Raw genomic sequence first — 20,311 nt, 5'->3', positions numbered from 1 at the left:
CTGCCTACTGCCTACTGCCTACTACCTACTGCCTACTGCCTACTGCCTTCCAATTAATGCACGCGCGATGATGACGCGCATGATCTCGTTGGTGCCTTCGAGGATCTGGTGCACGCGCAGGTCCCGCACCAGCTTCTCGATGCCGTAGTCGTGCAGGTAGCCATAACCGCCGAGCAGTTGCAGCGCGTCGTTGGCGACATTGAAGCCGGTGTCGGTGACGAAACGCTTGGCCATCGCTGACCATTTGCCGGCATCCGGCGCCTTGCGGTCGAGCTTCGAAGCGGCGGCATAAAGGAAGATGCGCGCCGCCTGTAGCTCGGTCTCCATGTCGGCCAGCTTGAATTGCAAGGCCTGGAACTGATTGATCTTCGAGCCGAAGGCCTTGCGCTCGGCGGTGTAGGCAAGCGCCTTGTCGAGCGCCGACTGTGCGCCGCCAAGCGAACAGGCGGCGATGTTCAGCCGGCCGCCATCGAGGCCCGCCATGGCAATGCCGAAGCCAGCGCCTTCGCCCGACAAAAGGTTCTCTGCCGGCACCTTGCAATCCTCGAAGATGACCTGGCGGGTCGACTGCATGTGCCACCCCATCTTGTGCTCGTTGGCGCCGAAGGAGAGGCCCGGTGCATCTTTCGGCACGACGATGGTGGAGATGCCTTTCGGCCCCTCAGTGCCGGTCCGCACCATGACGGCGTAGACATCGCTGTCGCCGGCGCCCGAAATGAACTGCTTGGTGCCATTGAGGACATAGTCGCCGCCACTCTTGACCGCGCGCGCCTTGAGCGCCGCGGCATCGGAGCCCGAGCCCGGCTCGGTCAGGCAGTAGCTCGCCAGCCATTCCATCGAGGTAAGTTTCGGCAGGAAGCGCTGGCGCTGTTCCTCATTGCCGAAACGATCGATCATCGAGGCCACCATGTTGTGGATCGAGACGAACGACGAAAAGGCTGGATCGGCGTGCGATAGCGCCTCGAAGATCAGCACGGCATCGAGCCGGCCCAGCGCCGAACCGCCGACATCGTCCCTGATATAGATGCCGCCGAGGCCAAGCGGCCCGGTCTCGCGGATCACATCGGCGGGAAAGTGTTTCCGTCGATCCCAGTCGAGTGCATTCGGCGCGACGCGGTCGGCGGCGAAGGCCTGCGTCATCTCCTGGATGGCGCGCTGTTCCTCATTGAGTTCGAACTGGCTGGTGCTCGCATCGACCGAGGCGTCCATGGCGTGCTCCCTATGTGCTGCCCAGCTAGCCCGCTGGCCTTTCGTTTTTGGCTTTGCGCGCGAACCAATCTAGACCAATGATGCCGCCGCGCAACCCGAACCATCAAGTGCCCATTTGGGGAGCGGCTGTGCAGCAATGCCTGTCCGGAGCGTTATGTGACGACAATATTCGATGATTTGCTGGGGCAGTTCCACGCGTACCTTGCGTCCGTCGATCAAACCCTGGTGCGCGATGCCGTGGCGCAGATCGGCTGGGACATGCCCGCCCGCACGCTGGAGCCGCATCCGCTTGCCTGCCTGCGCCATCTCGATCGCGTCGTGGAACTGGCGCCGCCGGATGCCAAGCCGCTGGTGCGGCTGCTTGCCGAGCATCGAAGCGATTTCCGCTGCGGGCAGACCTACAGCGAGGCGGATTTCGGAAAAGAGTTCATCGACAATTACGGCTGGCTCGAAGTGTTCGGCACGCGAGGCCATTTCGCCAATGACGAGGTCGCCGCCGGCCTGCTGATCCTTGGGCCCGACATCGTCTATCCCGACCACCATCATGTTGCCGAGGAAATCTACATTCCGCTGACCGGTGGCACCGAATGGCGCATGGGCGAGAGCGCTTTTTGCCCGCGTATGGCCGGCGAGGTCGTCCACCACGCATCCAACGTCAATCACGCCATGCGCACCGGCAAAGAGCCGTTGCTGGCGCTCTACATCTGGCGCGGCGGGCCGCTGGCGCAGAAATCGAACATCACCGGAACCGTGACGCAGGGCAGGGGCTGATGGCCAGAGCGATCATGCTGCAAGGCACGGGTTCGGATGTCGGCAAGACGGTTCTGGTCGCCGGCCTCTGCCGCGCGGCAAAAAAGCGTGGGCTGAAGGTGCGGCCATTCAAGCCGCAGAACATGTCGAACAATGCTGCCGTCGCCGACATTCCGGGTGACAACAACCATGGCGGCGGCGAGATCGGCCGTGCCCAATGGCTGCAGGCGATGGCTTGCGGCGTCGCCCCATCGGTCCACATGAACCCGGTACTGCTCAAGCCGCAGACCGATGTCGGCGCGCAGGTCATCGTGCAGGGAAAGGTGTTCGGCGAAGCGCGGGCGCGCGACTACCAGGTGATGAAGGGCCAACTGATGGATGCCGTTCTGGACTCCTGGGACAAGGTTGGCGAGGGCGCCGATCTCGTCATCGTCGAGGGTGCCGGCTCGCCGGCCGAGATCAACCTTCGCAGCCACGACATCGCCAATATGGGTTTTGCCACGCGCGCCGACGTGCCGGTGGTGCTGGTCGGCGACATCGATCGCGGCGGCGTCATCGCTTCGGTTGCCGGTACGCATCTGATCCTGCCGGAAGAGGACCGGCGCATGATCGTCGGCTATCTCATCAACAAGTTCCGCGGCGATGTTTCGCTGTTCGATGACGGCATCAGGTCGATCGAAAAATTCACGGGATGGCGCTGTTTCGGCATCGTGCCGTGGCTGAAGGCAGCGGCACGCCTGCCTTCGGAGGATTCGGTGGTGCTGGAACGGCTGGTGTCCGGCGAAGCGCGTGCGCTGAAAGTCGCCGTGCCGATGCTTGGCCGCATCGCCAATTTCGACGATCTCGACCCGCTCAAGGCCGAGCCGCAGGTCGAGGTGGTGTTCGTGCCGCCGGGAAGACCGCTGCCTGCCGATGCCGGGCTGGTGGTCATTCCAGGCTCGAAGTCGACGATCGGCGATCTCCTGAAGTTCCGCGAAAACGGCTGGGATCGCGACCTTCTCGCGCACGCCAAGCGCGGCGGCCATGTCATCGGCATCTGCGGCGGCTTCCAGATGCTCGGCCGTATCGTGCGCGATCCCGACGGCATCGAAGGCAGCGTCACCGAGGCCGAAGGGCTCGGCCTGCTCGACATCGAAACGGTGATGGAACCAGAGAAGACGGTGCGCAACGTCAGCGCCCGTTCGGTCCTGTTCGACCTGCCGCTCGAAGGCTACGAGATCCATCTCGGCCACACCACCGGACCGGATACGCTGCGGCCGTCAGCAGTCATCAATGGCGTCGATGACGGGGCAGTCTCGGCCGATGGCAAGGTGATCGGCACCTATATGCATGGGCTGTTTGGTGCCGACGGCTTTCGCGGGAAATTCCTCGAAAGCCTCGGCATCAAGGGCGGTGGCATCGACTATCGGGCCGAGGTCGAGCGGGCCTTGGACGACGTCGCAGCCGAGCTGGAGACGCATCTCGACTGCGACGCAATCTTTGCGCTAGCGCGGTAGTTCGCAGCACGCCTCAGATTGACTCAGGCCTTCTCGCCTGCCTTCGGCCAGTAAGTGCCGAACGACCAGACGTTGCCTTCCGGGTCGCGGCAGATGAATTCGCGGCTGCCATAGTCGCGGGTGATCAATTCCTGGATGATCGTGGCGCCGGCCTTCCTGGCCTTCGCATAGGCGGCATCGGCGTCGTCGACGGCAATGTAGATCGACTTGCCGCCGCCTGAGCCGGGTTCGCCGACCATCTTGCCGTAGTCGTCGTCGCGCACCGTGCCCAGCATGATCATCGAGGAGCCGAAGACCAGTTCGGCATGGTGCACGACATCGCCTTCGCCATAACGGGCCTGGACGCTGAAGCCGAAAGCCTCGCTCAGCCAGTCGATCATCTTTGCCGCGTTCTTGTAGCGCAAAGCGGGGTAGAGGCGGGGCGCTTCGTTGCTGGTGGTCATGTCGATCTCCTTCAATGGGGTTGGTCGATCCCCCACTCTGGGCGAAGGCCGTTCCAGCGTCTTGAAGAAATGTTACCTGACTGAAAGCGAGGTCGGCGTCTCGCCGGCAAGGTCACGGAATTCGCGCACCAGATGCGCCTGGTCGGCATAACCGCAATCGGCGGCGATATCCGCCCAGTCGGCGGTCTGCTGCCTCGACAGACCGAGCGCGCGGTTGAAGCGCACGATGCGCGACAGCGTCTTGGGGCCGATGCCGATGGCGTTGGAAAAACCGCTGGCTAGATGCTTGCGGCTCCAGCCTAGTCTTTCTGCAATCGATGAAATGCGGGTCCGGCCTTCGGACGTGATGATACGGTCATAGGCCCAGGCGATTTCGAGCGGCGTTTCCGCGGCATTCTCGAGACGGGCGATGACGAAGGCTTCGGCCATGTCGAAACGTGCCGTCCAGTCCGGCGCGTTGCCGAGCCGTTCACGCAGCGCCATGCCCTGCGCGCCAAGCACGTCGTCGAGAACGACCATACTGTTGGCTAACTCGCTCATCGGCAGGCGGAAGAAACGGCGCGCGCCAAGCGGCGTGAAGTTGACCTGGACGCAGCAGGCGCCGCCGAAGGATTCGATGACCACCGGTCCGGCATAGAGACCGGCGGCGAAACTGGCGAAGCGGTCATTGTCGCCGGGCGCCTTGCCGAGGCCGATGGCGAAGGGTTCGGCGAAGCTGATGACCAGCGGTACGGTGAGGGACGCGTATTCGACGTTGCGCATATGGCCGGGCGCCATTTCACGATAGCCGCAAATGTCTGACACAATGCCCTGAAGTCGAGGATCGGGCAGGCGCCGGCGCATCTCGAACTGCCCGGCGACGGATTGGTCCTGCTCTTGCTCGGGTTGCATCTCGACTGGCATCGGCCATCCTTGCGCCAAGTCAAATCTAGCAGACCCGGGGCCGGAATCAAAAGCGCCCGGCTTTTGGCCGGACGCTCTTCGTCCCCACTTCAAGGGAATTGGTCAGGCGCCGCGCATCAAGCAGCCGCCGGCAAGCACGATGAAAGCAATAAGAACAATCCACACCGATGCGAGTGGGATGAACGCAAGAATGCCAAGCGCGGCGAGAACGCCGATGATGGCGATAACAACGGAAATGATAAAAACGATCTGGGTGGGTGCGCTAAGATTCATGTTTGGCTCCTCCAACATGGTTTATGAGGTGGGCTAAAACTCACGAAACGCTTGGGGCACAGCGACTATCTTGGCCAACGGTAGCAATCGAGTCGTGAGGGTAGCATGTATCCATACCTCTTCGAACGCAACGGAACTGGGGAGCCAGTCCTAGCGGCAGTGGCTAAAAAGGCTTGGTGAAGACAATCGGATTTAGGAGGGTCTCTGAGGCGCTGGCATTGACTACGCCGTTACTCCCGCTCCATACAGAAACAAGGTGTTGGAGGGGAAAATGGCAAAGGCGCAGCAAAAAGTATCGCCGGCTGCAGCTGGGCTTTCGCTCCCACCCGACGAAATAAGCTTTCGCAAGCACGTAGAAGACCAATGGAAAGGCATCCTTTCGAGTTGGAAGAGAGGATGGGCGGCCGATACCACTCTTGATGCGCTCGAAAATACGATCGAGTTCAACAGAGTAAAAATATTTGAGGAAAAACAGCCGCTAGACCCGAGGCTATTTGACTGGGAGCTTGACTGGCTGCAGGCAAAAAATGTTCACTCCTACAATGTTGATCTTGTCAGGAACCATAAGAAGCACATAGACGACCTAAAGGTCCTATGGCTTGAGTGGTCGAACAGGAATTATGACTATATCAGGGAGATCAGCATTGAGGCACTCAGGTCCATGGTTCTGGTCAACGGCGCTGCGATCATAGCTGCGCTTACCGTCCTCTCCGGCCAGATTGATCATCCCTGGTCGGCGGCCGTACTCGTAGCAAAATTGACGGTGTTTACCTCAGTCGTCTCCCTTTTGATGATAGCAGCCGGCCACGCCCTGCTTTTCCAAAGAGTTGGAGACGTGACCGGTCGAGTGCGCGGGGTGCTGATAGGAAATACCAAGCATCACAAGTTATATGCAGTCGGTCGTTATCTTCGCCGATACGTCGATCCACAAATTGGAATGGCAAATATCTTGATTTATGGATCCATCATCGTGTTCGGGATGAGTGCCTTAATCTGCTCATTTATACTGCTCGGCTCCAGTGGGCCTAGTGTCATCCCTTCTGCATGACCAAGGTCATACTGACGCTCACCGGGGCTACCAAAACCTGAAGTTTTATTCTGAGGTGCCATTGACTACTTGATAGAGCGACAGCTGAACCATGCGGTCGAAGTTGGTCGCCTTCGATTTTGCAAGCCCAACACCTTTTTCGCCGAGCGCGAATTTCGCTTGCTGATGATTATCCTTGGGCCCCATGAGGGAATGGCAGCACGAGCGCGCGCAAAGCCCACATTGGGTGGCGTTGGTGATTTCGCGCGTTTTCGGCCCGGCAGATTGAACTCTTTGGACGACGACACCTCAATTCATTCTATCAGGGCGCGCGATCACACACCAATCAGGGCCCGCAGCGGGTTCGCCGGGTCGGCCAGCAGTTTCAGCGCAAGCGCCAGACACACGATCACCAGCAGCGGCTTGATCAGTTTTGCGCCGATGCGCATGGCCAGGCTGGCGCCGACGCGCGCGCCGAGGAACTGGGCAATGCCCATCATCAGACCGATCTTCCAGTAGACGACGCCGACCGCGGCGAAGACGATGAAGCCGCCGATGTTGGAAGCGAAGTTGAGCAGCTTGGTGTGCGCCGTCGACTTGAGCACGCCGTAGCCGGCAAGTGCCACGAAACCCAGCATGTAGAAGGAGCCGGCGCCAGGCCCGAACAGGCCATCGTAGAAGCCGATGGCGGGCACCAGTGTCAGTCCGAACAGGAACGGCGACAGGCGCTCGGCGCGGTCGACATCGTTCATGTTGGGTTTGAATGCGAAGTAGACCGCGATGGCGATCAGCACGATGGGCAAGGCCGCCCGCAGCATGTCACCGGGTACGATCGTTGCCAGCAAGGCACCGATGGCGCTTCCGACAAGGGCCAAAAGCGCCGACGGCAATTGCCGGCGCAGGTCGACATGACCCTTCGACGCGTAGTGGATAGTCGCCGAGCCCGATCCGAACATACCTTGCAATTTATTGGTGGCGAGCGCCTGGACCGGTGTGAAGCCGGCAAGCAGCAGCGCCGGCACCGTGATCAACCCGCCGCCGCCCGCGATCGAATCGACAAAGCCCGCGGCGAAGGCGGCGAAGGCGAGCATGGCGACGGTCTGGATGCTAAGGTCGATCATCTGATGTATGGAGGGCTCGGTCGGCTGAGATGTCCGGCGTTCGACCACGACCGCCCTGTTTGCGCAAGACCGATTCCGCGCTACCTCTATGAAGAGGAATCGGAAAGGGACCATGATGGCGTTCGCATTGCTGGACCAGATACGTCAGATCTTCGACGGCGACCCGGGCGTGCGCAAGGTGGCGGACGATCCGGTTCTGTCGGCGGAACTATTGATGCTGTTTCGCATGATCCTGGCCGACGGGTCGGTCAGTGAGAGCGAGATGGTTGCCTTCCGGCGCATCTGCAAGGACGCCTTCGGAATTGCGGAAACCAGCGTCGACAGCGTTATCCAATATCTCAACGAGTTCGGCTACGAGACCAATGGCTCGCAAGCGATTGCACTGTTTCGCGATCTCGACATCGAACGACGCAAGCAATTGGCCCGTCATATGGCTGACATCGCCAAGGCGGATTCCCAACTGGCCGAGAGCGAGGTGCGCCTGCTGCGGCGCACGCTCGACCTGCTCGATATCAACCCGGTCGATTTGGTGAAGCCGGAAGGCTAGGCATTGCCTGGGCAACGGTTCGCTGACGTCAAAGGGAGTATTCAAATGGCCTTTGCCGACAGCTATCTGGGACAATTGCGGGCGTTGATCGGAAGCCGTCTGGTGTTGATGCCGGGTGCGCGCATCGTCATCGAACGCGCCGACAGCCGCATCCTGTTGCAGAAACGGACCGATTTTGGCCTGTGGGGCCTGCCTGGCGGCAATGCCGAGGAAGGCGAGGGCCTGGAAGCGGTGGTGATCCGAGAGGTACTCGAGGAAACCGGGTTGATCGTCAGTGATGTCGAACCATTCGGGTTCGGCTGCGACCCGCACTATGAAACCTTCCAGTTTCCGAATGGCGACCGCGCTCAGTTCTTCGCGCTGATGTTCTATACGCGCTCGTTTGAAGGCGAGCCGGCGGTCGCCGATGACGAGAGCACCGCTGTCGGCTGGTTCGCGCCCGACGGCTTGCCTGAAATGCTACCCAACATGGCGCGCAGCATCGACGCCTACCTCCGATTCAAGGCCACCGGAAAATTCCAGATGGTCTAAGAGGTTTTGCTTTGTGCATGTCGTTCTCCCAAAACCGGGGCCACTTTGGGCGACATGCATTAACCCTGCTCGCGCATCCGTTTTGCAATCGCCCGGTGCAAATCAGGAGCGGCACTGACAAGCGCCTTGGCCGCCTCGGACTGCGGCTGGTCGAGCACCTCGCTGGTCTTGCCGCGCTCGACTATCTTGCCGTCATGCATGACCAGCACCTCGTCCGTGATGGCGCGGGCGACGGTCAGATCGTGGGTTATGAACAGATAGGCGATGCCGAGCTTCTGGTTGAGCTCGGCGAACAGATCGAGGATCTGGGCGCGGATCGAAACGTCGAGCGCCGAGACCGGCTCGTCGGCGACGACCAGTTTCGGCCGCGTGATGATGGCCCGGGCGATCGAAAGACGCTGGCGCTGGCCGCCCGAAAACTCGTGCGGGTATTTGTCCATGTCGCGCTGGTCGAGGCCGACTTCATGCAGCGCATGCGCCACCATCTCGCGGCGCTCGGCGCGCGTCGGCTTCTTGTCCAGCACATGCAGGGGTTCGGCGACCAGTTTCTCGACTTTCTGGCGCGGGTCGAAGGATCCGTAGGGGTCTTGAAAAACGACTTGCATGTCACGACGCGCCGGCTTCAGCTCGGCTTCGCTCTTGCCGGTGATGGTTTCGCCGCGAAACCGGATGGTGCCCGAGCTTGGCCGGTCCAGCGCCAGGATCATGCGGGCGAGCGTTGACTTGCCGCAGCCGGAGCGGCCGACCAGCGCCACCGACTGACCCGGCGCCATCGACAAGGACACCTGGTCGACGGCGCGGATATCAGGCGCTCGCCTGAATAGCGAGGTGCGCCGACCGGCATAGTCGCGGGTCACGCCCTCGACCTGGAGCAAAGGTCGGCCCGTCTCGAGACCATGCGGCTTCGAGCGCGCCGGCACATGGATCGAGGCCTGCGCCAGCTGTCGCGTGTAGGGATGGAGTTGTTCGGACAGCGTGCGCGCCGTGTCACCGGTTTCCATTACCTCGCCGCGGCGCAGGATGGTGATGCGGTCCGCCATCTCGGTCACCACGGCAAGGTCGTGCGAGATCAGCAGCAGCCCCATGCGGCTCTCGGCGACGAGGTCGCGCAGGAGGTCGAGGATCTGGGCCTGCAGCACCACGTCGAGAGCCGTGGTCGGCTCGTCGGCGATCAGGAGCTTCGGCTTCAGCGCACAAGCGATGGCGATGACGACGCGCTGGCGCTGGCCGCCCGACAGTTCGTGCGGATAGCGCGACATTGGGAATTTCGCCGAGGGCAAGCCGACCCGGTCGAGCATTTTTCGCGCCCGGTCTTCGGCTTCGGCGCGGCTTGCCTTGGTATGCCAGCGAATGCCTTCGGCGACCTGTTCGCCGATGGTCTTGACCGGATTGAGCGCCGTCATCGGCTCCTGGAACACCATGCCGATGTCATCGCCGCGCAGCGCGCACATCTGGTCCTCTGTTGCTGCGAGGAGGTCGATGCCGTCGAATGTGACGCGTCCGGTAGCGCGCGCGGTATGGGGCAGAAGCTGCATCACCGTCAGCGCGGTCATCGACTTGCCCGAGCCGGATTCGCCGACCAGGCCCATCACTTCGCCGGGCGCGACGGAAAGTTCCATACCCTTGAGGATCGGCGTGTCGCCGATGGTCAGCGAAAGGTTCTTGATGTCGAGCAGGCTCATCGCTGCCGCCGCGATTTTGGATCGAGAATGTCGGCGATACCGTCGCCCAGGAGGTTCAGCCCCAGCACGGTGACGACGATCGCCATGCCCGGAAAGATCGCCATCCATGGCGCCACCACCATCCGGGTCTGCGCGTCGAACAGCATGCGGCCCCAGCTCGGCATTGGCGGCTGGGCGCCCAGGCCCAGATAGGAAAGCCCGGCCTCCGCCAGGATACCCAGCGCGAACTGGATGGTGCCTTGCACCAGGAGCAGCGTGGCAATGTTGGGCAGCACATGTTCGATGGATATCTGCGTGCTGCTCTTGCCGGCGGCGCGCGCGGCAAGAATGAACTCGCGTGGCCAGATCGCCAGCGCGCCGGCCCGGGCGACACGGGCAAAGACCGGTATGTTGAAGATGCCGATGGCGATGATGGCGTTGACGGCGCCGGGCCCGAAGATAGCGGTGATCATGATCGCCGACAGCAGCGCAGGGAAGGCGAAGACGAGGTCGTTCAGCCGCATCAGCGCCTCGTCGACGAGGCCGCCGCGTGCTGCGGCAAAGGCGCCGAGGGGTACGCCGACCCCCATGCCGATGCCGACAGCGACCAGCGCCACGGCAATCGAATTGCGGGCGCCGACCATGACCATCGACAGTATGTCGCGACCGAAATGGTCGGTGCCGAACCAGTGCGCCAGCGAGGGTGCTTGCGTCTTGTCCGAGATCAACAGTTTCGTGACGTCGTAGGGCGTCCAGGCATAGGAGACGATGGCCATCGCCAGGATCAGCACGGTGATGACGAAACCGGCAACGAAGGCGGTATTCCTGAATGCCTTGGCCAGGATGGTGCCGAAGGTCTCTTCGGGAATGTCAATGTGCAGCGTCATTGCCGGGTTCTCAGGCGAGGATCGACGACCGCATAGGAAAGGTCGACGAGAAGGTTGACGGCGATGACCGCGGCGACCAGCAGCATGACGACGCTTTCGACGACGATCAGGTCGCGCTGGGTGATTGCCTGGAACACCAGCCGGCCGAGGCCGGGCAGGTAAAAGACATTCTCGATGATGATGGTACCGGCGAGCAGGAAGGCGAATTGCAGGCCCAGGATGGTCAGCACCGGGATCATCGCGTTGCGCAGCGCGTGCCGCCACAGGACGGCGCGATAGGGCAAGCCCTTGGCGCGGGCGGTGCGGATATAATCCTCGTTCAACACCTCGATCAGCGCCGAGCGGGTGACGCGCGCCAGGATCGCGGCTTGCGGCAAGGCAAGTGCAACCGCCGGCAGCAGTAGTGATTTCAGCGCCAGCCAGATGCCGGCACTCCAGCCGGGAAAGCCGCCGGCCGGAACCAGCCGCAGCCAGACGGCGAACACATAGATCAGCATCAGGGCGAACCAGAAATTGGGCACGGCGACGCCAAGCTGTGCGGCGCCCATGGAAATCGTGTCACCGACGCGCCCATGCCGGCTGGCCGAAAACAGGCCAACGGGAATGGCGATCATGGTGGAGAGCGCAAGCGCAATCAGCGCCAGCGGCAGCGAGACGGCAAGCCGCTCGCGCACCAGGTCGATGACCGGCACCGAATAGGTATAGGAGCGGCCGAAATCGAGACTGAGCAGGCCGCCGGCCCAGTGAAGATAGCGCAGGGCCACTGGTGCGTTGAGGCCCATCTGGTTGCGCAGCAGTTCGACCTGGTCGGCGCTGGCGTTCAAGCCCAGCATCAGCCGTGCCGGATCGCCGGGCAGGACCTCCAGCACGGCGAATACCACCATGGAAGCCAGGATCAGTGTGGCGATGGCGATGGCAAGGCGTTTTAGGAGATAGGCGGTCATCGGGGTGAAAGAACCGCAGCGTTGTCTACCTCAAAGATCGGGCTACCGTATCGTTCTACGGCGCCCCCCTCTGTCCTGCCGGACATCTCCCCCTCAAGGGGGGAGATTGGAAGTTTCAGCGCCGGTGGCACAAATACAGCGTTGATGATTGGCGAAAGCAGCAGCGAGAGCGCAATCTCCCCCCTAGAGGGGGAGATGCCCGGCAGGGCAGAGGGGGGCGCGAAGGAACGCAAGGGTCGCCTTTTGGCCAGCAACCTCACTCGCTCCACTTCACCTTGGTCAAATCATTGGCCTGGATGGGTGCGTTTTCCCACAGGCCTTGCAGCTTGGCGTCCCAGACGCCGACCTTGGGCAGTTCGAAGAGGAAGCCGACCACGGCATCGTCGGACAGGATCTTCTGTGCCTGCCCGAGCAATTCCTTGCGCTTGGCCTCGTCGGAGGTAACGCCGAGATCGGCGATCACCTTGTCGAAGGCCGGATTGTCGTAGTTGAAATAATAATCCTTGCGCGAATAGATATCGATGTCGTTGGGTTCGGTGTGGGAGACGATGGTCAGGTCGTAGTCCTTCTTGGTGAACACCTGATCCAGCCACTGTGCCCATTCGACCGGGATGATCTCCAGATCGATGCCGACGTCGCGAAGCTGGGAGGCGATGATCTCGCCGCCGAGCCTGGCATAGGCGGGCGGCGGCAATTTCAGCGTCGCCTTGAAGCCGTTCTCCAGCCCCGCTTCCTTCAGCAATTCCTTTGCCTTGGCGATATCATGCGGATAGCGGCCGGTGAGGTCGACATAGTCCTTGTTGGCAGGCGACATGTGCGAGCCGATCGGCACGCCGAGGCCGGCCGAGGCGCCGTCGATGATCGCCTTGCGGTCGAGCGCATAGGAGATCGCCTGTCTCACCTGCAATTTGTCGAAGGGAGACTTCTTGTTGTTGATCGACAGGATGGTTTCGCCTTCGGTCGCGCCGATCACCACCTTGAAGCGCGGGTCGTCCTTGACCTGCGCGACGCTGTCGGGATCAAAGAAGGGAAAGGCCTGGATATCGCCGGAGAGCAGCGCCGGCACGGCGGCCGCGGCATCCGGAACGATGCGGAACTCAGCCTTGTCGAGAGACGCCGGCGTGCCCCAGTAATTGTCCGATTTGACCAGGGTGATCGAGGATCCCTTGGCCCAGCTCTGGAATTTGAACGGGCCGGTGCCAATCGGCTTCTCCTTGTTGGTGTCGGCTGTCTCAGGCGCCACGATCACCGCGTCGCCCCAGCCCATATTGTAGAGGAAGGAGCCTTGCGGGTTCTTGAGCGTTACCTTGACCGTTGTGGGGTCGACGATTTCGACCGTGTCGATGGCCGCGAACAGGCCCTTTTGCGCATTGACCGAATTGTCGGCGCGGGCGCGGTCGAGCGAGAATTTCACGTCACTGGCATCGAAGTCGGTGCCGTCGTGGAATTTCACGCCGGTGTGCAGCTTGAAGGTGTAGACCTTGCCGTCATCGGAAATGGTCCAGCTTTCGGCCAGATCCGGCAGCACCTCGCCATTCGGCCCGATGCGCGTCAGGCCCTCGAACACGTTGGCGTAAAGCACCTCGTCGATCGCCGCGGCGGCCCCGGCGGTCGGATCGAGATGCGGTGGTTCGAGCGCGATGCCGATGACCAGGTCGGTTCGCGCGGCAAACGCGGAGGTGCTGGCGGCCAGTGACAGCACTGCGGCGGCCAGGATGGTTTTCCACAATTTCATCGTGCAACTCCCCATGCGTTTCAGACAGGTGCTCAAACCCGGGCGATAGAAGCGTGATTTCGCCGCGGAGTAAATTGCGTTTCGTTCTGCCCGTTGGCATCGTCGGGAATGTTTTTGTCCTGGCGGCCTCATCGGCAGGTCGAAGCTTGTCGCGTGCGCGCCTTATCCCGTGGCTGTGCCACGCAACAGCACGTTGAGCCCGATCGCCATCACCTTGGCCGCTTCCACCATGTCCGATATCCCGACCCATTCGTCCGGCCGGTGGGCAAGGTCGAGAATGCCTGGACCATAGGCGATGCAATCGTAGATGTGGCCGATACGGGCAATGTGCTTCTGGTCGTAGGTGCCTGGCGAGATGACGTAGTCGGGTTCGCGGTCGAACACCGCCATTATGCCTTGCGCCACCGCCTTGACCACCGGCGCGTCGCGCTCCGTCATCAGCGGCAGCACTTCCATCAGGTCGCGGATTTCATAGTCGAATTTTTTCCGCTCGCGCTTCAGGCGCTCGAGAATGCCGGTCACTTCACCTTTGACGGTATCGAGATCTTCCTCGAGCAGGAAGCGACGATCGATGGTCAGCCGGCAGGAATCGGGCACGTTGGGCGAGGGCAGGCCTGGCCGGAAATCCTCGGTCTGGCCGCCGTGGATCGAATTGATGTTCATGGTCGAGCGTTTTGCGCCTTCGGGCACGACCGGCATGCGCGTCATCTTGCGGTCGAGTGCGGGGAACAATTCGTCCTCGAATGCCCTTAGCACGGCACCCATGTGGCGCACCGCATTGTCGCCGAGGAACGGCATGGAGCCGTGCGCGATCTCGCCCTTGGTCTCGATCTCCGCCCACCAGACGCCACGATGACCCAGACAGATGCGGTCCTTGTTCAGCGGCTCGGGAATGATGACGTGGTCGACCCTGGGTTTCGAGAAATAGCCGAGGCTGGCCAGATGGGCCACGCCGCCGAAGCCACCGGACTCCTCGTCGACCGTGCCGGAGATTTCGATAGCGCCGGGAAAGTCGGGGAAGACTTCCAGGAAGGCCTCGGCGGCGATGATCGAAGCGGCCAGGCCGCCCTTCATATCGCAGGCGCCGCGACCATAGACCTTGCCGTCCCTGACGACACCGGCAAAGGGATCGACCGTCCAGCCGTCGCCGGCTTCGACCACATCGATGTGCGAGTTGAAGTGGACGCAGGCACCGGGCGACCTTCCGTCGAAACGGGCAACGACATTGACGCGCGGGTAGCGGTCGGTGTCGCCGGGCGTGCCTTCGGCGCGAATGAATTCGGTCTCGAAACCGCTCTTCTTCAGCCGCGCGCCGAGATATTCGGCGCATGGCCGGTAGGCATCGCCGGGCGGGTTGATGGTCGGAAAACGGATCAGATCGGCGGTCAGCGCGACGACATCGTCGCGCCTGATATCGATTGCCTGGAGGAGTCGCTCGTTCATGCGCAGAGTTGAGCAACGATCGTCTTGATTTTGCAAGCCCACCGGTGACCAAGCCCGAGCGGCGTGTCGTTGCGGCAACTATTGCGGGAAATCGTTCAAATTGGCTGCTTTGGATTGGCGAATTGGTCAAGGAGTGTGTGTTACCCGGTTCACCTGCCATTAAAAAGGTGAAAACAACGTGATGGCAGGCAAGTAAGGGGCAATCAAAGGGGTTTGATCGCATGAAAAAGACAGTTCTCATGGCGGCCATTTTTGTCGCGATGCTGTTCGGTGCTTCGGGGCAGGGCTGGGCAGCCAGCCTCGTTGCAAACATAGACGTGTCGTCGCAGACGATGACGGTCAGATATGGCCTGTCGGTTTACCGGTGGAGCGTGTCCACCGCGCGTCCCGGTTATTTCACGCCGCGCGGCAGCTATAAGCCGCAGCGTACGGCACGGATGTGGTATTCGCGCAAATACCATATGTCGCCGATGCCATACTCCGTCTTCTTCCATGGCGGCTATGCCATCCACGGGACCGGTGCCGTCAGGCAACTCGGTCGGCCGGCGTCGCACGGCTGCGTGCGGCTGCACACGGCCAATGCCGCAACCTTTTATTCGATGGTGCGGGAAGTGGGTTTCGGCAACACGCGGATTGTCGTCACCAACTGAAGCGATTCAGGTTCGCTGAGGTGGGCATAATCTGCTGTGTAGGACTAACCTCCTCGCCAGCGGCTCGGCTTAAGCGTTTGCGGCCGGATCAGGCTTCGGCCGGCGCTTTCGCCGACCGCCGCCGATCTCCCACCTTTTGTGGAACCACATCCATTGGCCGGGATCTTCGCGTACCCAGCGTTCGACCACGTCGTTGAGATACTGGGTGGTGGAGCGGACATCGACGCTTCCGTCAGCGGTGCGCGGCAATGTCAACTTGTCCTCGATCTCGAGCCGGAAGCGGTTGCCTGGCAGCCTGACGCAGCGCGCCGGATAGACGTCGCAGTCGTAGTGACGGGCAAGAGTGGCTAGCACCCGATTGCTTTGGCAGGGGCGGCCGAAGAATGTCGTATCCAGGCCGTTGGAGAATTTCTGATCGACAAGGATGCCGATGTTGCCGCCATTCTCCAGGACCCCTGCCAGTGCGAACGAGGCGCCGGCCATCGACGGCAGCAATGAGCCCATGGTCGAGCGGCGCGTTGAGAGGATGTAGTCGGCGAGATAGGGATTGTTGGGCGGCCGAAACAGCGCCGTGATGTTCATGCCGAAGGTCGCCGCCGCCACCGGCAGCAACTCGAAATTGCCGAGATGGCCGGTGAAGACGATATGCGGCTTCCGTTCACCTGCGATCTCGACGAAATGCTCTGTTCCCTTGACCTCGACGCGGCCGGGCTTGCTGGCCGCAGGATCGTAATCGAACAGGGCGTCGAGAAAGATGTATTCGGCGGCAAGACGAGCCATGTTGCCCCACATGTCGGAGGCGATCGCCTGGATTTCGGCTTCGCCCTTTTCCGGATAGGCCTTGCGCAGATTGTCGACGGCGACCTGATGGCGTCCCACCCAGGGGCCGACGCGGCGTGCGACGCGGTCGGCGAAATTCAGCGCACTATCGGCCGGCAGCAGACGCAGGATCGAGATGATCAACATCGCCGCGCGCGCAACCAGCCAGTAGTTGAACTGGCGCAACTGCCTGCCATAGCGAAATTTGAGATCTCGGCGAAACTTCTTGAACACAGAGGTCAAGGCTCTAGCCGACGCGCAGGATGATCTTACCGAACACGTCGCGGCCTTCCATGCGCTTCAGGGCGGCATCGATACCGTCGAAGTCGACCTCGGTGTCGATTACCGGTGCGACCTGTCCCGCCGCCATTTTCTGCATGGCGTTGGCCATGTTCTCCATGCGGCAGCCGAAGGAACCGAGCAGTTTCAGTTGCTGCTGGAAAAGTTGCATCAGATTGATTTGCGTCGATACGCCGGAGGTCGAACCGCAGGTCACAAGGCGGCCGCCACGCTTCAGGCACAGCATCGAAGCGGCAAAAGTATCGGCGCCGACATGTTCGAAGACGACATCGACGCCTTTCTTTTTGGTCAGCTTACGCACGACGCCCTCGAAACGGTCGTCACGGTAGTTGATGACATGGTCGGCGCCGAGCGCCTTGGCCTTGTCGATCTTGTCGTTCGAACCGACCGTGGTGATAACGGTGCAGCCCATCCGCTTTGCCAGCTGGATAGCCGCCGAGCCGATGCCGGATCCGCCGGCATGGATGAGAATGGTCTCGCCGGGTTGCAGCCTGGCATTGTCGAACAGCATGTGCTCGACGGTACCGAAGGTGACGGGCGCCACCGCGGCACCGACGTCGGTCACGCCGGGTGGCGCAGGAACCAGCAGGCGAGCCGGCAGGTTGATTTTCTCCTGCGCGAAGCCGTCGAGATGGAAACCGTGAACACCCGAAACATGCTCGCAAAGATTGTCTAGGCCTTCGCGGCAGGCTCGGCAAAGCCCGCAGGTGCGGGCACCATAGATCGACACCAATTGTCCGGGCAGCAGGCTGGAAACACCGGGGCCGACCGCTTCGACCTCGCCCGAAGCTTCCGCGCCGACGACCAGGGGAAGCTTGCGCTTGGCGAAGGCCATGCCGCGCCAGCCCCAGACGTCGATGTGGTTCAGCGCCACCGCCTTGATGCGCAGCGTGACTTCGCCGAGTGCCGGCGGTGGGGGAGGCGGCAGGTCCACCGTTTCAAGACGGCGGTCCTCGATAAGTTGCAATGCGCGCATGGGGCCTGTCGGTTCAGTCTGGCTGAAAAAGGTCGCTTAGACCGGTTCCCGCGCCATGACAAGGCAAGTGTTCTGGCCGCCGAAGCCGAAGGAGTTCGACAGAACCGTGCGTACCTCGGCATTGCGCTTCTTGTTCGGCACCACGTCGAGCACGATCGCGGGATCGGGATTGTCGTAGTTGATGGTTGGCGGAATGACGCTTTCGCGCATCGTCATCAGCGAGAACGCCGCCTCGACGGCGCCCGCTGCCGACAATGTGTGGCCGATCATCGACTTGTTCGACGAGACCGGCATCGAGCCGATCCGCTCGCCGAACACCGTCGACAGCGCCAGGTGTTCCATCTTGTCGTTTTCTGGTGTCGACGTGCCATGGGCGTTGACATAGTCGATCTCGGCTTCCCTCAGGCCGGCATCGGCGAGGGCAGTGCGAACCGCGGCGATGGCCGGCGAAGCGTCGGGCTTCGAACGGGTGCGGTGGAAGTCGTCAGCCTTCTCGCCGCAACCGCCCAGGATACCGAGAATGGTCGCGCCGCGAGACAATGCCGCTTCGAGCGATTCCAACACCAGCGCCCCGGATCCCTCGGCCAGTACGAAGCCGTCGCGATCCTTGGAGAAAGGCTTCGACGCCTTTTCGGGAATGTCGTTGTGGGTGGAGAGCGCCGACAGCAATGAGAAACGGATCAGCGCCTCGGCGGTGGCCGAACCGTCGGCGCCGATCGACAGCGCGCGGTCGCATTCGCCGCGTCTAATCGCCTCGACACCGAGCTGAATCGCGGTGGCACCCGAAGCGCAAGCCGTCGACAGGGTGATCGGCAGGCCGCGTGTGCCGAGGCGTTCGGCAAGGCGGTCGGCAATCGAACCGAACTGAGTCGTCTCGAAGATATCCAGCTCTTTCAAGCTGCGCGCCACCCGAAGCAGTTTTTCGGCGGCGGTGTCATCTTTGTCCTTGCCGGAATTGTAGAGCGAGAAGCGCTCGGCCCAATCGAGTTCGACCGGTGGCGAGGCGAGGAAGAGCGGTCCGCCGAAATCGCTGGAATCAAGACCGGCTTCGGCCACCGCTTCAAGGCCCGCAAGCTCGGCCAACTCGTATGTGAGGGGGCTGGCGCCCTGCGAACTCGACGGCAGGAAATCGACCATGCCGGAGATGCGGGTGTTCAGTTGATCGATCGGAAAGCGCGTGATCGGGTGGATGCCTGACTTTCCCGAGGTCAACGCCGCCCAATTGTCTGTCTTGCCGACACCAAGCGAGGTCACCACGCCGATGCCGGTGACGGCGACAATCGGCCTGCCCATGTGATCGTTCAGATTGGCCATCCGGGAGTTCTCGACTTCTTATCGTTGCAGCATGGATTGCGGAGCGCCGTCTCAGGCGGTGTTGACCAGCGCCATGCCCTCGAATTGGTGATAGCCGACCGCCGTTGCAAGGACAGTTGCGGGAACGCCTTCGAACGGCTTCTCGGCTGCGGCATCAAAAACAGGATAGGCGGCCCTGCGGTGGACAGCGAGAGCCGCCAGCGCTACGGCGAAGGGAAACTGTGCTTCCTTCATGTGTCCGGTCAGCGTCGAGAAACCGCGCGCTGATATCGCCGGATTGGCATCGAGTGCTGCTTTCTCGGCTGATGTCGCGGCATGGGCGCCCGATGCGCCCGACAGGGCCAGCAATTTGCCGTTCGGCAATACAGCCTGCTTGAGCAGCGCGGCGATCGCCATATCGAGTTCTCCTCGCTGCCGCCTGGCGCGGCCGGAGACCACCGGCCCGAGCTCGGCATAGATTTTGCGCCCACGGCTTATCGCGTGTTCGCGCTGCTCCAGCACCAGGAAAGCGCCGCCAGACCCGGTCACGACGCCGCCGCCCTCGCCACCCTGTCTTTGCCAGACGGGTTTCCACGGGCCGCGATGCAAATAGCCGGCAAGCTCATAGCCCAGCAGCATGTCGGAATGTTCGGTCTGGAAGGCGCCGCCGACCAGGATGTGCGTCGACTGGCCGGAACGGATGCGTGCGGCGGCGGTCTCGACGGCGGCGACGCCGGCACCTTCCTCACCCATGAAAGTTCTGGACGATCCCGTCACCTTGTGGACGATGGAGATGTTGCCGGCGAGCAGGTTGGAGAGTTGGGCCAGGAACAAAGTAGGCCGCAATTCGGTGGTCAGCTTCTCGTTGAGCAGCACGTCGCGGTCGTTGCGGCTTTCCGAAGCGGCGAGAATGGCAGCATCGACCGCCTCGTCGCGCTCGCCGCCACCGGCGGCGACGACCATGTCCATGGTTGTGCAGAGTTCGTCATTGCCCTTGATGCCGGCGTCGTCCAGTGCAAGTCCCGCGGCATAGGTGCCAAGCCTCTGCCAGGTTTCCATCTGGCGCTGGTCGCCACGCTTGGCGATCTGCAGGTTCCAGTCAATCTCCGGCAAAGGATGGATAGTGTAGGGCGAAAAGCGCGCGGTTTCGAGCACCGGTTCCAGGCCCGGCTGCGCGAGCTTCTGCCAATGGGCGTCCGGACCTTCCCCCAAGGAGGAGACCAGGCCGATACCAGTGATGATGACGTCGCGGGGGCTGCTCATGGGCGGCTTTGTGGGTCAGGCGGCAGAGCGCGTCAAGGTC

The 20,311-nt window shown here is 62.0% G+C and carries 20 protein-coding genes; 6 read left to right on the top strand and 14 right to left on the bottom strand.

From position 1 onward, the window contains the following. Positions 1-39: 39 nt before the first annotated feature. Complete coding sequence (locus tag NKJ89_RS20145; protein WP_352604968.1) at positions 40-1,209, bottom strand: isobutyryl-CoA dehydrogenase; 1,170 nt, start codon at positions 1,207-1,209, stop codon at positions 40-42. Positions 1,210-1,365: 156 nt separating this feature from the next. Between NKJ89_RS20145 and NKJ89_RS20140 the strand changes: the two genes are divergently transcribed. Both NKJ89_RS20140 and NKJ89_RS20135 read left to right on the top strand, forming a co-directional pair. Next, positions 1,366-1,980: a dimethylsulfonioproprionate lyase family protein gene (locus NKJ89_RS20140; protein ID WP_352604966.1), complete on the top strand. Its 615-nt coding sequence runs from the start codon at positions 1,366-1,368 to the stop codon at positions 1,978-1,980. Next, positions 1,980-3,455, top strand: coding sequence for a cobyric acid synthase (locus NKJ89_RS20135; RefSeq protein WP_352604964.1), 1,476 nt, complete (start codon positions 1,980-1,982; stop codon positions 3,453-3,455). The genes NKJ89_RS20140 and NKJ89_RS20135 overlap by 1 nt, the downstream gene beginning before the upstream one ends. Before the next feature lie 23 nt (positions 3,456-3,478). On the opposite strand, the gene NKJ89_RS20130 is transcribed toward NKJ89_RS20135, so the two are convergent. The 3 genes from NKJ89_RS20130 to NKJ89_RS20120 all read right to left on the bottom strand — a co-directional run bounded on the left by NKJ89_RS20130 (position 3,479) and on the right by NKJ89_RS20120 (position 5,074). Further along, positions 3,479-3,898 (bottom strand): VOC family protein, encoded by a 420-nt coding sequence (locus NKJ89_RS20130; RefSeq protein WP_352604962.1) that lies wholly within the window; start codon positions 3,896-3,898, stop codon positions 3,479-3,481. Between the two features lie 72 nt (positions 3,899-3,970). Beyond that, positions 3,971-4,801: a helix-turn-helix domain-containing protein gene (locus tag NKJ89_RS20125; RefSeq protein WP_352604960.1), complete on the bottom strand. Its 831-nt coding sequence runs from the start codon at positions 4,799-4,801 to the stop codon at positions 3,971-3,973. 102 nt (positions 4,802-4,903) lie between these two features. Then, positions 4,904-5,074: a hypothetical protein gene (locus NKJ89_RS20120; RefSeq protein WP_023757712.1), complete on the bottom strand. Its 171-nt coding sequence runs from the start codon at positions 5,072-5,074 to the stop codon at positions 4,904-4,906. 271 nt (positions 5,075-5,345) lie between these two features. On the opposite strand from NKJ89_RS20120, the gene NKJ89_RS20115 reads away from it, so the two are divergent. Further along, complete coding sequence (locus NKJ89_RS20115) at positions 5,346-6,122, top strand: hypothetical protein (protein WP_352604958.1); 777 nt, start codon at positions 5,346-5,348, stop codon at positions 6,120-6,122. A gap of 314 nt (positions 6,123-6,436) precedes the next feature. On the opposite strand, the gene NKJ89_RS20110 is transcribed toward NKJ89_RS20115, so the two are convergent. After that, a complete protein-coding gene (locus NKJ89_RS20110) occupies positions 6,437-7,222 on the bottom strand; it encodes a TSUP family transporter (RefSeq protein WP_352604956.1) in 786 nt (261 codons plus the stop codon). Positions 7,223-7,337: 115 nt separating this feature from the next. Between NKJ89_RS20110 and NKJ89_RS20105 the strand changes: the two genes are divergently transcribed. Then, a complete protein-coding gene (locus tag NKJ89_RS20105; RefSeq protein ID WP_352604990.1) occupies positions 7,338-7,769 on the top strand; it encodes a TerB family tellurite resistance protein in 432 nt (143 codons plus the stop codon). A 45-nt stretch (positions 7,770-7,814) separates the two neighbouring features. Beyond that, entirely contained in the window at positions 7,815-8,300 is a 486-nt protein-coding gene (locus NKJ89_RS20100) for an NUDIX domain-containing protein (protein ID WP_352604954.1), read from the top strand. Positions 8,301-8,359: 59 nt separating this feature from the next. Here NKJ89_RS20100 and NKJ89_RS20095 read toward each other — a convergent pair whose 3' ends face one another. The 5 genes from NKJ89_RS20095 to NKJ89_RS20075 all read right to left on the bottom strand — a co-directional run bounded on the left by NKJ89_RS20095 (position 8,360) and on the right by NKJ89_RS20075 (position 14,970). After that, positions 8,360-9,982, bottom strand: coding sequence for an ABC transporter ATP-binding protein (locus NKJ89_RS20095; protein ID WP_352604952.1), 1,623 nt, complete (start codon positions 9,980-9,982; stop codon positions 8,360-8,362). After that, a complete protein-coding gene (locus NKJ89_RS20090; RefSeq protein ID WP_352604950.1) occupies positions 9,979-10,848 on the bottom strand; it encodes an ABC transporter permease in 870 nt (289 codons plus the stop codon). The genes NKJ89_RS20095 and NKJ89_RS20090 overlap by 4 nt, the downstream gene beginning before the upstream one ends. Further along, positions 10,845-11,792 carry an ABC transporter permease gene (locus NKJ89_RS20085; RefSeq protein WP_352604948.1) on the bottom strand — a complete coding sequence of 316 codons (948 nt, stop codon included), beginning with the start codon at positions 11,790-11,792 and terminating at the stop codon, positions 10,845-10,847. The genes NKJ89_RS20090 and NKJ89_RS20085 overlap by 4 nt, the downstream gene beginning before the upstream one ends. Positions 11,793-12,048: 256 nt before the next feature. Next, positions 12,049-13,527 carry an ABC transporter substrate-binding protein gene (locus NKJ89_RS20080; protein ID WP_352604946.1) on the bottom strand — a complete coding sequence of 493 codons (1,479 nt, stop codon included), beginning with the start codon at positions 13,525-13,527 and terminating at the stop codon, positions 12,049-12,051. Positions 13,528-13,689: 162 nt separating this feature from the next. Further along, positions 13,690-14,970 (bottom strand): acetylornithine deacetylase/succinyl-diaminopimelate desuccinylase family protein, encoded by a 1,281-nt coding sequence (locus NKJ89_RS20075; protein WP_352604944.1) that lies wholly within the window; start codon positions 14,968-14,970, stop codon positions 13,690-13,692. Positions 14,971-15,191: 221 nt separating this feature from the next. On the opposite strand from NKJ89_RS20075, the gene NKJ89_RS20070 reads away from it, so the two are divergent. Then, positions 15,192-15,620, top strand: coding sequence for a L,D-transpeptidase (locus tag NKJ89_RS20070; RefSeq protein ID WP_352604942.1), 429 nt, complete (start codon positions 15,192-15,194; stop codon positions 15,618-15,620). A 69-nt stretch (positions 15,621-15,689) separates the two neighbouring features. Here NKJ89_RS20070 and NKJ89_RS20065 read toward each other — a convergent pair whose 3' ends face one another. Genes NKJ89_RS20065 through NKJ89_RS20050 form a run of 4 tightly spaced genes read right to left on the bottom strand, consistent with a single transcriptional unit; the run spans position 15,690 to position 20,271 of the window. Further along, complete coding sequence (locus tag NKJ89_RS20065) at positions 15,690-16,673, bottom strand: lipid A biosynthesis lauroyl acyltransferase (RefSeq protein WP_352604988.1); 984 nt, start codon at positions 16,671-16,673, stop codon at positions 15,690-15,692. A gap of 13 nt (positions 16,674-16,686) precedes the next feature. Beyond that, positions 16,687-17,715, bottom strand: coding sequence for a zinc-binding dehydrogenase (locus tag NKJ89_RS20060; RefSeq protein ID WP_352604940.1), 1,029 nt, complete (start codon positions 17,713-17,715; stop codon positions 16,687-16,689). Positions 17,716-17,751: 36 nt separating this feature from the next. After that, positions 17,752-19,029, bottom strand: coding sequence for a beta-ketoacyl-ACP synthase (locus tag NKJ89_RS20055; RefSeq protein ID WP_352604938.1), 1,278 nt, complete (start codon positions 19,027-19,029; stop codon positions 17,752-17,754). 51 nt (positions 19,030-19,080) lie between these two features. Continuing rightward, positions 19,081-20,271, bottom strand: a complete 1,191-nt coding sequence (locus NKJ89_RS20050) for a beta-ketoacyl-ACP synthase (RefSeq protein WP_352604936.1) — start codon at positions 20,269-20,271, stop codon at positions 19,081-19,083. Positions 20,272-20,311 lie beyond the last annotated feature (40 nt).

Origin of the sequence: Mesorhizobium sp. M0047 (assembly GCF_040323315.1) — a bacterium.
In the GTDB taxonomy this organism is placed as follows: domain Bacteria; phylum Pseudomonadota; class Alphaproteobacteria; order Rhizobiales; family Rhizobiaceae; genus Mesorhizobium.
The sequence above is the reverse complement of the archived record's forward strand: the minus strand, read 5'-3'. Positions and strand labels throughout refer to the sequence as shown.

Bases quoted from the DNA above. Each gene is read 5' to 3' on its own strand.
- NKJ89_RS20145 (WP_352604968.1), bottom strand. From the start codon at position 1,209: ATGGACGCCTCGGTCGATGCGAGCACCAGCCAGTTCGAACTCAATGAG.
- NKJ89_RS20135 (WP_352604964.1), top strand. From the start codon at position 1,980: ATGGCCAGAGCGATCATGCTGCAAGGCACGGGTTCGGATGTCGGCAAG.
- NKJ89_RS20130 (WP_352604962.1), bottom strand. From the start codon at position 3,898: ATGACCACCAGCAACGAAGCGCCCCGCCTCTACCCCGCTTTGCGCTAC.
- NKJ89_RS20125 (WP_352604960.1), bottom strand. From the start codon at position 4,801: ATGCCAGTCGAGATGCAACCCGAGCAAGAGCAGGACCAATCCGTCGCC.
- NKJ89_RS20120 (WP_023757712.1), bottom strand. From the start codon at position 5,074: ATGAATCTTAGCGCACCCACCCAGATCGTTTTTATCATTTCCGTTGTT.
- NKJ89_RS20115 (WP_352604958.1), top strand. From the start codon at position 5,346: ATGGCAAAGGCGCAGCAAAAAGTATCGCCGGCTGCAGCTGGGCTTTCG.
- NKJ89_RS20110 (WP_352604956.1), bottom strand. From the start codon at position 7,222: ATGATCGACCTTAGCATCCAGACCGTCGCCATGCTCGCCTTCGCCGCC.
- NKJ89_RS20105 (WP_352604990.1), top strand. From the start codon at position 7,338: ATGGCGTTCGCATTGCTGGACCAGATACGTCAGATCTTCGACGGCGAC.
- NKJ89_RS20100 (WP_352604954.1), top strand. From the start codon at position 7,815: ATGGCCTTTGCCGACAGCTATCTGGGACAATTGCGGGCGTTGATCGGA.
- NKJ89_RS20095 (WP_352604952.1), bottom strand. From the start codon at position 9,982: ATGAGCCTGCTCGACATCAAGAACCTTTCGCTGACCATCGGCGACACG.
- NKJ89_RS20090 (WP_352604950.1), bottom strand. From the start codon at position 10,848: ATGACGCTGCACATTGACATTCCCGAAGAGACCTTCGGCACCATCCTG.
- NKJ89_RS20085 (WP_352604948.1), bottom strand. From the start codon at position 11,792: ATGACCGCCTATCTCCTAAAACGCCTTGCCATCGCCATCGCCACACTG.
- NKJ89_RS20080 (WP_352604946.1), bottom strand. From the start codon at position 13,527: ATGAAATTGTGGAAAACCATCCTGGCCGCCGCAGTGCTGTCACTGGCC.
- NKJ89_RS20075 (WP_352604944.1), bottom strand. From the start codon at position 14,970: ATGAACGAGCGACTCCTCCAGGCAATCGATATCAGGCGCGACGATGTC.
- NKJ89_RS20070 (WP_352604942.1), top strand. From the start codon at position 15,192: ATGAAAAAGACAGTTCTCATGGCGGCCATTTTTGTCGCGATGCTGTTC.
- NKJ89_RS20060 (WP_352604940.1), bottom strand. From the start codon at position 17,715: ATGCGCGCATTGCAACTTATCGAGGACCGCCGTCTTGAAACGGTGGAC.
- NKJ89_RS20055 (WP_352604938.1), bottom strand. From the start codon at position 19,029: ATGGCCAATCTGAACGATCACATGGGCAGGCCGATTGTCGCCGTCACC.
- NKJ89_RS20050 (WP_352604936.1), bottom strand. From the start codon at position 20,271: ATGAGCAGCCCCCGCGACGTCATCATCACTGGTATCGGCCTGGTCTCC.